We start from the raw sequence: 15,835 nt of genomic DNA, 5'->3' as shown, positions 1-15,835 counted from the left end.
CTTCTATTATTGAATTACAGTCTTAGGATTTTCGATCCCATTTGAATCTGTAGGATAAATGGTAGAAGTTCCGCCAATTCCCCCCGTAAAATCCGGATCGAATAAGAAAATAGCATCCGAATATTCGTCCCCTGCGCTAATAAAACAGGTAGAATTCGAAGTTCTGCATGTGACGGAAGAGCCTGAGGTTCGATTCGAACCTATTTCCGAAGTGGAATAATCCGTAAAACCTCCCGGGGCTCCGGAAGAGATCGTAACAGGGAAATCGGATACCTCGTTGTAAACCCCCATATCCGCGCAGAAAGAGTCATAGGAAACGAGTAATGTGGTTGCATTTGCCTTTGCAACGAACGGGAGCATATATTGATCCCCACTATTATTCTCAGGGTCGCAACCATAAGGATTTGTTTCCGTTCTTACCGTGCTTGCGGGTGTAGCTAAATTTTTTGCACGCATCAGAGTTGCACTTGTTACATCTCCTGAGCCATTCGTATTTGTTTGGCTATAGAATAACCAAGAGATGGACCCGTCCCAAAAAAGTGCCGGGTAATCTAATACAAGTGAATCCGTTCCATTAGCTGTGCTATAATTCCCGATCAAAGTTCCGGTCCCTGTTGTGAAGCTATATGCGAGTAAGCTATTAGTTCCACTGGTTGTTTTTTGGCGAAATGCTGTAGTATAATTACTTCCATTCCAAATAACATCTGCGCTATAAAAGTTTAAGGAAGTGGTTGCCGGTCTCACATTCGTGACACTGCCAACCGTCGCTCCTGTGGAAGAGTTGATCCTTTGGTATTTGATTGCATTAGCGGCTGTCGCGAATTCTGACCATACGATCGCAAATTCGGAACTACCGAAAGCTGCAGAAACTTTATCTATGGTTACGCTTGTGCCTGTATATACGGTGAAACTAGATCCGCTAGCAGATAGTTCTATATCATAGAATTGCCCTTTGATTACTGAATCGCTGGATTTCCAAACAAGAAGATATTTTGTTCCGTTCCATACTAAATCAGGGTCCACAGCACTAGGGCTTCCTCCAACTGTTAACGAAAGATTTTTAGTGACTGAATAGGGAGAAGAGGAATGATTCACGCCGAATAATTTTAAAACCGGAACTCCGCTGCTTGTTTTCCAGGCAGCTGCGATCGCTAATTGTCTTTCGCAAGTAATTGTTGCCGCTCCTGTGGTTCCTGCGGTCCCGCTTCCAGTTGCTATTGTGCAAGTCTGGCCGCCTGTATAAGTACCAAAAGTAATCGAATACGAATCTCCGTCTGCGAGTTCGGTAGGAAAAGAATAAGAACCATCGGCACTCAATTGTAAGCCCTGAGTAGTACTTGTAGTCGAATCTGTCAGAGTGAGATTCAGATCTTTGCTAGTCACATTGACGTAACCGCTTAAGGTAATGTTGACCGGTGAGGTCGCTGCAGGTGTCGTTCCACCGGCCCCGCCGTCGCTTGTTCCGGTATTTCCGAAGATCCCAAAATCTCCATCGGAGAGTAAAACTCCTACTGCGGAAGAGCTTGCGTCTATATTCATTGCCTTGGCATTATTACAGCCTTGTGTCAACGGAATGAGAATAACTAGAAATAGATACGAATAGTTAAACTTGCACGATTGAAAGATAGTTTTCATTTTTATTCTCCACTGCCAGGTGAGGAAAATTAAGGCGGTTCTCGCCTTCAACAAATCCAACAAATCGCCCTAAACGGGTTGCTTACTTTTTCTGAAGTTGATAATTTTTTTCCAAAGATAGTGGGATAACATTTAAACCGTTATATTAAGAGAATAGAAAAATGGCAGAGTGGTATTTATTCTGCCGTTTAGCCAGGAATGGAAAGGCTAATTTTATTGGGCGATGCAGAGGAAATAGCGAGATTTATCGCATGTATTATAATCAGGAAGTCCGGAACTAGCTTCTTTAGAGATCAGATTCGAATCCTTTGCTGCTAAATTTCCTACAATGCCAGAAATTGTAATCAATTTGCTGGACCAAGATGTTAAAGGTGCACCGGAAGGGCCTAAAGCATTACATTCGCTAAAATTTTTAAGTGTAGCATCGGACCAATTTGGAAGTAATCCCGTCCAAACTAATCCGTTAGAAAGCGTCTGTGAAATCTCCGGATTAAAGTCGTAAATTCTTCCTGCATCAGTGGTAAACATTTTCTTACTATGAATTCCGAAGTAATAACTCGTATTTGCTAAGAGAGGCCAATCATTGTATTGGATCCCTCTTGTTTTCGTCCCATTGCTCGGGCCGGTCACACTTAATAATGCTTTATAGGTTGACGCCACAGGAAAATTGCTAGGCTTACTCGAAGAAGAATTACAAGCATTATCTGCAAATCCCCTCGCGTCATCGTTCAACTTGCCATCGATCGCAAAATTGCCTTGCCAACCTTTTCCGTCATTCGTTGCAACGAAGGCGCATTTATCCAAATCTCTGGTACTGAATGCAAGTTGCTGTGGAACATTGGTCACTGAATCCACTGCTACGATATAATATTTCTGTTCTATACAATCCGCATCATCCAAGTAAAGAGTTAGAACAGCCTGGCTCGCTTGTAATGCAGGATCAAAAGTATATGTATTATCATTACTTCCTGCAACACTTCGGATCTGAACGGAACTGGTATCGTTCGTACCAAATGTAAAAGTAATCGTATCCGAAGTATTTGGATCTAATGGTGTTACTAATTCTAAAGTAAGAGAAGAAGGGTTACGTTCTGAAACAACCGTCGCAGCCGTTGCTCCGGGAGGGTTAATTATTTGTAAGGGGATTGGAGTTCCTACACCGAAAAAGATAGTAGGATCGATCATAATTGCTCCGGTAATCGGGCTTTTGCTACTATCAATATCGATACTATCCGCCTTATTACAAGAGTAAGTGAGAAGGATAAATAATATCAAACTAAGAATACAATGAGAACGATACATACAGGCCTCATCTAATTTCGCTTAAGGGTTTGCCCCAAATATACTACAAGAAGACGAACTGTTATCGAACTTTTTTATGAATTAGGAAAAAAATTTCCTTACTTAGTCTTACTGCCCTACGCAAGCAATGTACCGTTTAGCAGAACATATGGTCTCGATTACTGTAGCAGGATCGGTTGTAGTCATTTCTGCTATAGACTGTCCATTGACAGCGGAGAGAACTCCTTGGGTTCCAGTTGCAGAAGAAGAATACCAAGATGCTTGTGCTCCTTGAGCATTATATATACCCGCGCATTGTGTTGCAGATGGTGTATCGATTCCCCAATCTATAGAACTAAAGCCTGTCCATATTTTACCGGAAGTCCCTAAACTATTTGTCCAAGTTTCAGCGTTTGCAAATCCGATTGTAGTACCGGAAGTAAATGTTTTCGCGAGTTTTAAACCGCTTTGACTATAATAACTTGTAAAGGAAGAAAATACCCAATTGCTTCCGGGATATCTTATACTTGCAGGGCTATTGGTGGCTGCTATCATCGCCTTGTAGGTTACGTCTTTATTAATGCCAGTCGGAATATTCGCATTACAGATCGCATCAGCCACTTCTACCGCACCTAAGCCATCATTATCTATTCCCTTTTTAGCAAAGTTGCCCGCATAACCAGCACCGTTATTCGTAGCAATAAAGATACATTTATCAGCATCACCTACTTTAACTTTGAAGGTCTGTGAATTTCCGGATTCTACTTCTATAGCGACGAGATCATAAGTATTATTTACGCAATTATTGTCTTCTGCACCATTAATATTAAAGCCATTCACATATGTTTCAGTTTGGGGGTTGTACACAAAATCTATGGTAAGATAATTTTGACCGTTATCGGTTACAAAAGTGATCTGATCGGTTGGATAAAATCTGTAAGAAACAATTGTGCCAGTATCAGACGGATTTGCCCGCACTTTGAATGATATATCCGCCTCATCATTTTCTTCTACAGTGATAACAGTTTCACCTTCGTTTAGAAGTGGATCCAGAGGGTAAAGAGGTGAGGGTGTGAAAAAGCTAAGTAGAATTTGTGGGTCTATAATAATTGCACCGGCAACACTTGGTTTACTTCCGTCCAAGGCAGTGGTTTCTGCATTATTACATGCTGAGAGTGTTAAGCTGAGACATAATAGAATAAAAACAGTTTTAATTGATTTTGACCCTTTCATGCTCCCACCCAATCCTAAAGGGAAAATACCCCTTAATGTATGAAAACAGCCAGGCCGCCAAAAAATTGAACGATTTTTTGGAAATTTTTATCCAATTTCTCGGGATCTTTTTAAATGTTAAGAGCTTAGGAATTTTCTCTTCATAAATTAATCCGGAGAATACACACAAACAAAAGGTAAGGAAAGGGGAGAAGAGCAATTCTCTAATGTTTTATACGCTGCATCTCCCGACACCACACTAGAAGTTCCTAAATTTGCGCTGACAGATCCCGAGGTTTCCGTCCAGCTTTCGGATCCTCCTAAACAAGTATTCGAATCCATTCTATGCCATCCAGAATGCATTCCCGTCCAGTAATCTCCTGATTCGATCAGAGGGTTTTCAAAGTCAGAACTAGGAGGCCAGGCTCCATAGATCGCGAATAATTTCACCCAAGATCCATCCGCTTGTTTACGGACATATCTTTTATTATTTCTGAAGAAGGAAGTAGAAGATAAATTTTCCCCTGGGTCTCTATCTCCGCGCGTTGCGGAAATAGCTCCGACCATAGCTTTATAATGAGCCGGATTTCTAGGTAGGTTTTTATTAATAGCAAGATTTTTACAGTGATTGTCCATACCGTCTAATCCTCCCAATTGAGCGAGAGACTTAGATGCCGATTGAAATACACAGTAATCCCCATCTTTTACGTTTACATTATATACGAATGAATCTCCCGTAGAATCTTTCGTGACTCGGAAGCTGAATTTATCTCCGGAACGATCTAAACAATTATCATCATCAGCATCCAAGGCGAAACCGATCGAGTATGTACCGGTATTTGCAGGCAAAGTGAAATTACTATAACCTATAAAATGAGGATGATTAACAGTTGTGTAATTTACTATGGCCATAGTGAAATTTTCGTCTACGGAGCTTTGTGCGGAGAAGTTCAGATCAATAAAAGTATCTCCTGCATCATAGATAGTGTTTGTAGAAAGTTCTGGCAAACCTTCCGGGATCGCGGTATCTGATCCGATAATATCCGGTATAGCAATATGCAAAAGAACTCCGGCAGCACTATTGCTGCCGTCCAAATTGATCGGGTTTGCCTGATTACAATTCGAAAAAATGGAAAAGAATAGATAAAAAAAGGTATTAGAACAAAGAAGTTTCGATCTCAAATCCATAGCTAATGCAGAAATATCTCTTTCGAAGGACTACAAATCTAATGTGAGTTTTTGCTCATTTTTTCTTTTTTTAGGGAATTTTTTATTTTAGCCTTCAAACTTTTCCAACTAGTAAGCGAAAGAAAAACCGGTTTTTCATATTTATATGTCTTGGAAGGACTAGGCTTAGATTTCTGGAGTGGGGGGAAGCTATAGGTCTTGATCGGAGGATTTGGGGTTATAAAGAAGGTATTGATCTTTTTAAGATTTATTCACTTTTCTTAATTTATCAATCTCCTTTTTAAAAGATTCAAAAGGATCTTCCGGATCTGATTTTCCCTTCGGAGCGTTTGGATTCCCTTTTTCCGCAGCCTTATGAGATGCAAACCACTCATCCACATGTTTTATGATCTTAGAGATCCTATTTCGATTATCTTCTTCCTCGGGAGTTCTTACTTTATTTTGTAGGACTTCCAATTTTTCCGAAAGGACCTTGTGTAATTCTCTTGCTTTGTTCCGAAATGATTCAGTTGGAGGATAGCAGATTAACTGATCCATTCTCTCTTTCCCTTTTTCCCAGGCGATAAAGACGAACTTTTCGCGATCTAAAATTTGATAATATAGATCGGCGGAAAAATCCGGGATATTTTCTTGGATCTCGGAAGCGGTAGGAGGAAAACTTTTCCTAAAATAGTATTCGTCCATTACCGAGGAAATTTTGGATTTTTGATCGGCTTGGCGGATCTTCTCTTCTTCTTTGATCTTTTCTTGGATCCTTGCCTGCTCTTCCTTTTTAGAAGTTTCGTGATTACGGACCTTCAATTGGTTTTGTTGCAGTCTGATCTTATCCTTGGCTTGTGCAAAAAATACGTCTTGGAATATTCTTCCGATCCCGAACCAGTCCAGAATGGTATAATACCAAGGAAAATAATCCATATAACCTTTTCTTAATACTTTTCCGTAGGCTTTTACAAGATCTGGCTCTTTAAAGACCGATTTGATCTGAGGCTCGTTGGATTCGACCAATTGCCTGATACAAAGAATTTTCCAAGTTTCAGCATTTGTAGACGCACCTAAGCTTAGAATGATCTGGCGCACGCTGTTTGCGTTTTTGTGAAAGAAGGCGTGGATCGTGGAGGTTTTTGTTTCCCAAGTAGAATAGCCGATCTCCAGATCATCTATTAACATTCTCTTAAGTTCTTCAGGATGCGATTTGAACTCTTTATCTGTTAGAAGAAGTACTTTTCTTTCCCAGGATCCTCCCTCCGATATTAAATTCCTTTTTATTTCGTGGAATTTGTTCCGATCTCTTTCGGAAGATTGACGATGAAGTTCTTTTTCGGCGATTTCAGCGAGACTTCTTAGTAATACTATACTTAGCATTCCGGGAGTTCCGGGGCTTGGATTGCCATTCGGTAAAACTTTTGCGAGAGCTTCTGCCCTGGCTATTTTGAATTGAGAAGTTTCAGGATTGGAAGAATTAGAATAATATAATTTTTCTTCCATAGCGATTTTCTGGAATTCTTCCATCAAAACGTATCTTAAAGGTTTTGCCGCTTTGGATTGTATAAAATCGTCGATATAGTCCATTATCTGGACTGCTTCTTTAGGATTTCGGATCCCGAACAAACCGTAACCGGGAACGTCTATAACTCTTCCTTTTTTGTGAAGATCATCTTCTAATTCGAATAAGAAATCCTTAATAAACTCTGAGTTTGCCGGTATTCTGAAATGTTCATTTTGAAATGATTGTCTTAAGTATAGGAATAACTGAGGGAAGGGCGCTTCTTTCCTGGCTCCCCATTCCCAATCGGATTCTAGATTTTCCCAAATCAAAGATTTGTTCGTTTCCGATTTTCTATCTAGATAATTTAAGAGAGAAGAGACGGAGTAATCCAATAACTCCAAATAGATCCTACTTAGATCCAGGGATTCCGTTTCAGGAAAGGCCGCATAGCAAGGAAGTGCTTTCGGTTGTTCTGCATCGTCACTTACTAAGTATGCAAGTTGTGAAACTGTCCCATCTTCTAAAAGCCTTTTAAGATGAAGATCGATTTCCTTAGGGCCTAATTCAGCTACTTCTGGAACCCTATGATGAGGTTCGAATAATTGCCTTTTTTTGACGTTCTTAAATGAGGTCGCCGCCGAAATAGCTTTGTAAACCGAGTGAGTTATCTTGTCGTTCATGTAATAACTCACGACTTCGTTTAGCTTCTTTACTTTTAAGAAGCTTGGGACGGCTACGTTTCCCGTATGCGGATCTAATGGTTTCGGCCCTTTTGCACTCATCTTGTTAACAATTAATTTATATATTAAAATTTCAGCATATACTTAGCGAAAGATCTCGTTGTGATCCGTTTGGCGGATCGAGATGTTTGAAACCATCATATAATGCTTTCTAATCACTTCCACCGAAAAACCTAAATCTTCCATCTTTTTCTATAAAACCTATATAAACCGAAGTACTTACGCCGAAGTCCTTATGTGAATCCTCTTGACTATGTGTGCACAGGAGCTTTCCTGGAACAGAATGCAGCTGAAGAAAAAAAATCCGTTCTCTCCAAAGAAGTTATTATTCGTGATCTTAGATGGGGTTGGTTATACCCCCAGGGGACCTGAGTTCGGTAACGCGATTGCCGGTGCGAATCTCCCTTTTTTAAACAAGCTTTGGAAAGAATCTCCTACGATCCTTTTGAAAGCACATGGAACTGCTGTTGGAATGCCTTCCGACGAAGATATGGGTAATTCTGAAGTCGGGCATAATGTGCTCGGTTGCGGACGCATTTTTGATCAGGGAGCGAAACTTGTCAATAACTCGATCGCAAAAGGATTGTTATTCGAAGGTAAAGCTTGGCAAGAGATTATACAAAATACTAAAACTAAACAATCTACACTTCATCTAATTGGGCTTTTTTCCGACGGAAATGTCCATGCTCATATCGATCATACCAAGGCTTTGATAGAAGCTGCTATCAAAGAGAAGGTTCCTAAGATCCGTCTTCATATTCTTTTAGATGGTAGGGATGTTCCGGAGAAGTCCGCTTTGGATTATTTGATCCCTTTTGAAGAATGGCTTAATAAATTCAGATCAAACGGCGCTGACATTAAGGTCGCTTCCGGTGGAGGAAGGATGACCATCACTATGGATCGTTACGAAGCGGATTGGTCAATGGTGGAAAGAGGCTGGAAGATACATGCAGAGGGAGAAGGTAGAAAATTCCCGGATGCAAAAACTGCGATTGAAACTTTCAGAAAAGAAGATCCGGCGGTAATCGATCAATATCTTCCTTCTTTCGTGATAGAAGAGAATGGAAATCCGGTAGGAAAGATCGTAGATGGAGATTCGGTCGTATTTACGAATTTTAGAGGGGACCGTGCGATCGAAATCTCCCAAACATTCACTCAAAAGAATTTCGATAAATTTGATCGGAGCTATTTTCCGGAAGTATGTTACGCAGGGATGATGCAATATGATGGAGATCTACAATTACCGGAAAGATTTTTGGTAAGTCCTCCCGCAATCGATCGAACTTTAGGTGAATATATGGCGAAATCCGGTATCGGCCAATATGCGTTATCCGAAACACAGAAGTACGGCCATGTGACTTTTTTTTGGAACGGAAATAGATCCGGAAAATTCGATTCTAATACTGAAGATTATAAAGAGATCCCTTCCGACGTTATTCCTTTTGATCAAACTCCTGAAATGAAGGCAGAGGCAATCACAGTCGAACTCGAAAAAGTTCTAGGGGAGCATAAATCTGATTTTTATAGGATCAATTTTCCGAATGGGGACATGGTCGGTCATACAGGAAATTATCAGGCTACCGTTAAAGCAATGGAGTTTTTGGACGGATGTATGGGCCGTCTTGCAGAAGCATGCAAAAAAAATAATGTAGTTTTACTTGTGAGTGCGGACCACGGAAATGCGGACGAAATGTATCAATTGGACAAAAAAGGAAATGTGGAAAAAGATAAGGAAGGTAAGCCGGTTCCAAAAACTTCACATACCCTAAATCCGGTTCCGTTTAGCGTTTTAGATCCGGAAAATAAGATCAAATTAAGGACCGATGTCAAAGATCCTGGTCTTGCGAATGTTGCAGCGACAATTTTAGATATTATGGGTTTTGAGACTCCGGAAGATTATCATCCTAGTCTAATCGCTCACTAAAGGATCAATCGCTTACGCAATGAACTGCGTAGGAAATGGTCTTATCGAATTCGTTATAGATCCCGTAAGCGAATACGATGGTTCTAGCAAATTGCGGATAAGGAGTGTTTGTTACTCCTCTGGAGGCGGTCCAGGTTGCGGTTGCAACCGGATTTGGAAAGGCGGTCGTGTTAATGAAAGGATTGCTACTACCTTCTACCAATGAAAACAATTCGTCTGCAGTAGGAAGTCTCCAGTTTTGTCTTTGCGCGTATCCGATCCCGGTTCCGTGAATACTGTTCAAGTAGGCACAACCATCTATTGCTTGGTACCAAGGCATTTCTGTCCTGGTTCCAGCTCCGCAAGTTGCTCCACTTATTCCTTCCCAACATGTTTTCCAAGTTAAGCCTGTAGAAGAATCATAGGTCGTATAATCCGCAGTGTATGTCGGATTTTGTGTCGGTCCAGTATAAGTTTGAGTTCCAGAAGGAGTGCTACCAATTCCGGTACTAAATATTCCTGTTTGCGTCATGCTGTTTCCGGCCAAATCTTTTAAAGAGCTGGAAGGAATGGTCCAACGAATCGAAGAACTTTCCGGAAAATAAACCCAACTGATCGTGATGACTAATGTTTGTGGATCCGCCCAATCAAACATAGTATAACTATTGTAAGCCGCCACCCAATTGGTCCCGTCATTAATTTCAGTAGTCATCGACATGGTAAGGCTAGTATCCATCGGTTCGGCAAATTGAATTGTAATACTTCCCGGAGATACAGGTATTCCTGCGGCGCCGTTACTTGGATTAATTGAGGTAGAAGTTGGAGTCTGAGTATCTGTCGCTACTGTAGAAGTATAAACCGTGGATACATTACCCGACTTATCTCTTGCAACGAACTTGAATGTCGTGCTAGTATTTGCAGCAACATTGATCGGAGAAGTGTATTGGGTCCCAACATTGATTGTTCCGGTATCGCCCTGTATATCCGGAGTAGAGCTGTCAGTAACGTATGCGATCTTACTACAACCGGCTCCTCCAGTATCTGAACATACGATCGAAACATTTTTGGAACTATTATATATTCCATTTATAGGATTTGTATCTACACTCGGAGCAGTATCGTCTCGAATAATATTAAAAATTCCTGATCCAAGGTCTCCATCTTCATCATCGATTACGCAAATCCTGAGATAAGTATTTCCGATTGGAATATCCATTGCATCGATTGTTAAGAGATTATTAACTCCTGCTGTCACTGCCCCGGAATCTAAGACAGTTCCATTTGAGCAATTCGTTGATCCGGTAAGAACAGTATAAGTTCCAGTACTGTCAGAGGTCCAGTTTAGGCTAGTGATATTGATTGCGCCGGAAGAATTGCTGATATATTTACTTACGAGTGCCCCGGTGATTTTTGGTCCGGGAACGCATGCTTCTAATTCTCCGGTGATACAACGAACGAAAGTGGTTTCCCACCATTCATTTGAATATAAAATTCCCGGGTTATGCGTATCTACTGGTTTGCATAACATTCCGAATCCAAGTATAAGAAGAATGAAACGGGCTCGCATACAGGCTACACTCAAGGGATGGGTGTTTCGAACTATAGGACGAATTTATCCTAAGATCTATGTCCATCTGGTAAATAAGTTTTTTATCTCTTATTTACTTATTCTATAGAAAAGCAAACACCGACAAAATAAAACGCATCCCATCTCTAAATTCAGTTTTTTTTGGACTGTTTTTCTTTCTTTTTTGCGGCTTCTTGTCGGCGAACTTTTGCGAATCCTTCCCATAACATTTCTGCGGATTGTTCTAAAATAGAAGGTTCTATGTTGTTTGCTTGGATCCTGTGGAATCTTAGTATCCCTGTAAAAGATCCAAGGATTAAGGAAGGATAGATTTGCCTTAGAGATTTATCATGCTGAGAAGGAGCAAAATAATCCGAAATTTTCTGTTTTAAGAGAGCCGCTGCTCTCGCGCTTTCTTCATCCAAAATATAAGAGGATAGATTTCTTTCTATCATGATCAATTGATCTAATTTGCCCTGAGAGAAAAGTCCTAACCCTTTCCAAAAATCAAAGAATTGCTCCTTGGGACTTAGGTTCTTAGAAATAGCTTTATCCAAAAATTGAGAGAACTCTTGAACTGAGATCCGAAACGCCTCGTTGAATAGGTGATCCTTATTCCGAAAATGCCTATACATTGTTCCGACTCCCACTTTTGCATGCGCAGAGATTTCCGGAATTCTCGTTTCGAAAAAGCCACGTTCTGCAAAGAGTTTAAGAGCAGATCGTATAATTCTTTCTTTAGATTCATCTTGTTTCTTTGGGGATTTTTCTTCTGTAGACTCCTTGTCTGTTTTATGAACGGGATCCTGATCCGGTGTGAGCTCTGGATCCGAGGAAATACTTTGGGTTTCTGGCAGAGGGTTGTTTTCCATTCGGGGTACCATTTTCAAATTTTCTTTTTTATTACGAATTCTTTCTATAAAGTAAGGCTGAAAATTTCGCCTAACGGTAATTATTGTCAAGGATGAAAGCCGAAAGATACATAATTTATAGTAAAGCTCAAATCTGAAGTTCTGAATCAGTATGGAAGATCTTGATCAGATTGGATTAGCCATTCTTAAAAAGATTTATCCTAACGGCGGAATCGGAATTCAGATTCCGTAAATCATTAGAATCTAATATATAAACATATTAGAAAGAGATGTTATTTGAGAAATGATAAATTGTGATTTTTATAATGTTGGGTTTGGAATATTGTTTCCGTTTTAGGGAAGAGGGCACTATAAGGGCTGAATTGTTCTGTAAGAAATAAATTTAATGATCAGATCAGGTGGTCATAATAATAGAAAGAGGTTTAATCGATTTGGTTATAAGATCTTACTTTGCTAGTGCTTTCCAAAGAGTAAGTCCTGAAGCATGTAGAGTCTCTGGAGAAAGTCGAATATATCCTCCTTTAGCCATTTTGACCATGCCTACAAAGCTACCATAACATAAGGAGACAAGTTCCATCGAACCTAGGTCGGATCGAATATCTCCTTTTGATTTTGCCTGTTCCAAGAAAGTGCAGATAAACTCCATAGTTTGGGAAGTCGCCTGCTTGCTTGCCTGATCCAAATATGGAGAATGATAATGAAGCTCTAAGAACTCGAATGCTTCTGGATAACGATGGTAGAAGTTCGCCAATGCTTTCCATAAATGGATGAATAGGTCTTTTGATTTTGCATTTGGAGGATAATCTTCTGCAAGAGTTTCTCGGAGTTTATTCTTCCAATATCGATAGAGTTCGTTTACCAACTCTTCCTTATTTTTATAATATCTATAAATGGTCCCTGCTCCGATCCCGGCATCCTTTGCAAGATCGGGTATAGGAGTTCCTTCAAAACCTTTTTCTGTAAAAAGCCTTAGGGCTGAGCTAAGGATTCTTTCTTTTTTATCTTCCGGATCTCGAACTACTGGCATTTTATTTTCCTGGAATCAAGGAATGGAACCGAAGTATTCCACTTCCCTTTCTAAAATTACACCCGTTTCTTTTTCCACTTTTTCTTGGACCGTATTCACTAATCCATATACATCGGAAGCCTTTGCACTGCCGGTATTCACGATAAAATTACAATGTTCCGGAGAAATTTGAGCACCACCGATCTGTAGACCCCTAAGTCCCACTTTGTCTATGAACTGCCAAGCTTTAGTTTCTTTCCCTTGTTCGTCGAATACCTTAGGGTTTTTGAACATGGAACCAGCGCTTTTTTTATTTTGAGGTTGGGAAGAATTTCTTTTGTCTCTTTTCTCTTTTAAAGAAGCTTCGATCTCTTCCAAGTCTCCTTCTTTTAAACCGATCTTTATGGAAAGAATGATAGAATCTTTTCTTTTTAAGAATTCGGTAAATCGATAACCATGTTCGATTTCGGATGGTTTTCTTTTTAAGATCTCTCCCGCTCTTAAAAATTCCACTTCTTGGATCAGGTCGAAAAGTTCCCCTCCGTAACAACCTGCATTTTGGATCACTGCTCCTCCGGTCCAACCCGGGATTGTACTCAGGAATTCTGCTCCTGTATAACCTTTTTGGGAAATTTGGCGAAATACAGGCGTTGTGTTTGTTGCAGCCCCTAATTGGAATACACCGTTTCCTAGGTGTTCATATTCTTTAAAACCGCCGGAAAGTTTCAGGATCACAAAATCATTCGGATGATCTGAGATGAGTATATTCGTTCCACCGCCTAAGATTTTCCAGGGAAGATCTAATTTTTTGAATACGGATAATGTTTCTAAAATTTGCTCTTGGGTTTCCGGTTCTACGATTATGGGGGAAATTCCTCCGATCTTAAAGGAGCAATGCACGCTTAGATCCTGATTTTCTCGGAAGGGTAGACCGGTTTCCGATAATGAATTCTTTAATTCTTTAATCTGTATTTCGGAAAGAGGTGCCACTTTATTCAAGTTTCCTTGTTCGGATTTAGTAGCAAGAAAAAAGTCTCGGGTCCAAAAAAGGCTTATGAGTCGAGTAAATCGGTCCGAACATTCTTTTAGGGGGCCGAAAGAATATGTTTTATTTGCTCTTACAGTCCGTTTACCAAGATTATATCACCGGAAGATCGGATCGGGAAACTTATATCAATTCAGTGATCCGATTGGCTCTGGATCAGGAAAAACTGGCCGGTCTGGTTTAAAACTTAGATCAGACGTACGTTTTTTCCGTCTCCTCTTTCCATTCTTCATCTTCTTCCCAAAGCCTAGACTCAGATAATTTCGCTTCTGCCTGGGCGTAGATCCGCTCTTCTATCCTATGCAATAATGTTTCCAAACCGAAACCTTGGATCGCGGAAACATAGATCGTATCAATATCCGCCTCTCTAAGTAATTCATTTCGAGCTTCTTCCGGAAGACCATCTACTTTATTAAAGACTAAGATGCGCGGAATGTCGGAAAGATTCAAATCTTCTAATATAGTTTCTACCGCTTCCATTTGTTGTCTGAATTCCGGATTGGAAACGTCCACCACATGAACAAGAAGGTCTGAATCCCCTAATTCTTCCAGAGTCGCTTTGAATGCATTTGAAAGTTCAGGGGGAAGATCATGGATAAATCCGACCGTATCCGATACGATGATCTCTCTTTCTTCAGGAAAGCGGATCCTTCTGGAGGTAGGATCTAAGGTCGCGAAAAGTTTATCCTCGGATAATACTGTAGAGTTGGTCATCGCGTTTAGAAGAGTTGATTTTCCTGCGTTCGTATAACCGACGATTCCGCAAACCGGGATCTCGTTTTTCTTACGTCTTCTTCTGGCGATCTCTCTACGTTTTTTTAAGGACTTAAGTTCTTGTTCTAGTCTGGAGATCCTTTCTTCTACTCTACGTTTTCCGATCTCAAGTTTGGTCTCTCCAGGTCCTCTTCCTCCGATCCCCCCGGTCAGCCTGGACATATTATCATCCAATTCGGAAAGTCTTCCTTTCAGATATTTTAACTGAGCAAGTTCCACTTGAAGTTTACCGTCTCTACTAGTCGCGTTCCTTGCGAATATATCCAAGATCAACTGGGTTCTATCCAATACTTTTAGATCTGCATAGTCCGAGATCTTTTTTGCTTGAGAAGGAGTTAGTTCAAGATCGAATACTAAAAGTTCCACTTGTTTCTGGATCGCTTTCAGAACGATCTCTTCTAATTTACCTTTTCCTAATACTGTAGATGGATCCAAACGATTTTTTCTTTGGATAAACGAATCAACTACATGTACCCCTGCTGTTCTGCAGAGTTCTTTTAATTCTTCGATAGATTGAGCAGGAGGGCGGATCCGATTATTCTCAGGATATACTCCTACTAAGAATGCACGGTTCTCTTTTTGGGCGCCTTTTAGGTTCCTACGATATCTGGCCATTCTGCCTTCGATATCCAGGATCTCTTCTAAGATACCTTCTTGTAATTGTCCCGGGACTTTTTTAGAAATTACAGTCCAAGGCTCTCCATCTTCGTCTTCTGGGTTTACATGAGCGGAATAATATGATTTGGGAAGACCCTTCTCATCCATTGTGACTGCAGTTATATAATCTAAACGTAATAAAGCTAAGTCGGTCAAATCTTCCTGGTTCAGACTTTCTTCTTTTAAATGACTATGGACTAATCGAAGTCCTCTTAATCTTGCTTCGGAAGTCCTGATCCGATCCAACCAAGGGATGTCTATGGAGCTATCGGAACCTACGGTAACATGGGTCACATATCCATTGCGATCGATTAGGATCCCGATTTGGCGGCCGATTTCTAAGGAAAGTTCTGTGAGTGTTCGGGAAACTTCTGGTGTGATGATCACATCTTCCCGTATTCTCCGTTCGGAGAGCTTTTTGAGTCTTTGGATTTGGTTGGACTTGAGTCCGGAGAGGTTTCCGCTGAGC

General features: G+C 40.5%; 12 protein-coding genes. 2 read left to right on the top strand and 10 right to left on the bottom strand.

Features of this window, described 5'->3' with window-relative positions; all coding sequences use genetic code 11:
• Window positions 1–6: 6 nt before the first annotated feature.
• The 5 genes from EHQ64_RS13240 to EHQ64_RS13220 form a co-directional block, all read right to left on the bottom strand.
• Complete coding sequence (locus EHQ64_RS13240) at window positions 7–1,635, bottom strand: hypothetical protein (protein WP_135649943.1); 1,629 nt, start codon at window positions 1,633–1,635, stop codon at window positions 7–9.
• Between the two features lie 213 nt (window positions 1,636–1,848).
• Entirely contained in the window at window positions 1,849–2,937 is a 1,089-nt protein-coding gene (locus tag EHQ64_RS13235; protein ID WP_135649941.1) for a DUF1554 domain-containing protein, read from the bottom strand.
• Between the two features lie 108 nt (window positions 2,938–3,045).
• Complete coding sequence (locus EHQ64_RS13230; RefSeq protein ID WP_246048763.1) at window positions 3,046–3,894, bottom strand: DUF1554 domain-containing protein; 849 nt, start codon at window positions 3,892–3,894, stop codon at window positions 3,046–3,048.
• A 402-nt stretch (window positions 3,895–4,296) separates the two neighbouring features.
• Complete coding sequence (locus tag EHQ64_RS13225) at window positions 4,297–5,316, bottom strand: DUF1554 domain-containing protein (RefSeq protein WP_135649939.1); 1,020 nt, start codon at window positions 5,314–5,316, stop codon at window positions 4,297–4,299.
• A 240-nt stretch (window positions 5,317–5,556) separates the two neighbouring features.
• Window positions 5,557–7,584: a hypothetical protein gene (locus EHQ64_RS13220; protein WP_135649938.1), complete on the bottom strand. Its 2,028-nt coding sequence runs from the start codon at window positions 7,582–7,584 to the stop codon at window positions 5,557–5,559.
• A 241-nt stretch (window positions 7,585–7,825) separates the two neighbouring features.
• On the opposite strand from EHQ64_RS13220, the gene gpmI reads away from it, so the two are divergent.
• Window positions 7,826–9,466 (top strand): 2,3-bisphosphoglycerate-independent phosphoglycerate mutase, encoded by a 1,641-nt coding sequence (gene gpmI / locus EHQ64_RS13215; RefSeq protein ID WP_135649937.1) that lies wholly within the window; start codon window positions 7,826–7,828, stop codon window positions 9,464–9,466.
• A 4-nt stretch (window positions 9,467–9,470) separates the two neighbouring features.
• Here gpmI and EHQ64_RS13210 read toward each other — a convergent pair whose 3' ends face one another.
• From EHQ64_RS13210 to murB, 4 genes are all read right to left on the bottom strand, one after another.
• Window positions 9,471–11,012, bottom strand: coding sequence for an Lcl domain-containing protein (locus EHQ64_RS13210; RefSeq protein ID WP_135649936.1), 1,542 nt, complete (start codon window positions 11,010–11,012; stop codon window positions 9,471–9,473).
• A 152-nt stretch (window positions 11,013–11,164) separates the two neighbouring features.
• Window positions 11,165–11,884, bottom strand: coding sequence for a TetR/AcrR family transcriptional regulator (locus tag EHQ64_RS13205; protein ID WP_246048760.1), 720 nt, complete (start codon window positions 11,882–11,884; stop codon window positions 11,165–11,167).
• A 445-nt stretch (window positions 11,885–12,329) separates the two neighbouring features.
• Window positions 12,330–12,911: a TetR/AcrR family transcriptional regulator gene (locus tag EHQ64_RS13200; protein WP_135649934.1), complete on the bottom strand. Its 582-nt coding sequence runs from the start codon at window positions 12,909–12,911 to the stop codon at window positions 12,330–12,332.
• A 15-nt stretch (window positions 12,912–12,926) separates the two neighbouring features.
• Window positions 12,927–13,880, bottom strand: a complete 954-nt coding sequence (gene murB / locus EHQ64_RS13195; protein ID WP_135649933.1) for a UDP-N-acetylmuramate dehydrogenase — start codon at window positions 13,878–13,880, stop codon at window positions 12,927–12,929.
• 113 nt (window positions 13,881–13,993) lie between these two features.
• On the opposite strand from murB, the gene EHQ64_RS20485 reads away from it, so the two are divergent.
• Window positions 13,994–14,119: a hypothetical protein gene (locus tag EHQ64_RS20485; protein ID WP_020769644.1), complete on the top strand. Its 126-nt coding sequence runs from the start codon at window positions 13,994–13,996 to the stop codon at window positions 14,117–14,119.
• An 8-nt stretch (window positions 14,120–14,127) separates the two neighbouring features.
• Here EHQ64_RS20485 and hflX read toward each other — a convergent pair whose 3' ends face one another.
• Window positions 14,128–15,798 (bottom strand): GTPase HflX, encoded by a 1,671-nt coding sequence (gene hflX, locus EHQ64_RS13190; RefSeq protein ID WP_342775366.1) that lies wholly within the window; start codon window positions 15,796–15,798, stop codon window positions 14,128–14,130.
• Window positions 15,799–15,835 lie beyond the last annotated feature (37 nt).

The sequence above is a fragment of the Leptospira sarikeiensis genome (genome assembly GCF_004769615.1).
Classification (GTDB): Bacteria; Spirochaetota; Leptospiria; order Leptospirales; family Leptospiraceae; genus Leptospira_B; species Leptospira_B sarikeiensis.
Note: the sequence above shows the minus strand (reverse complement) of the source record. Positions and strands in the feature narration are given on the sequence as shown.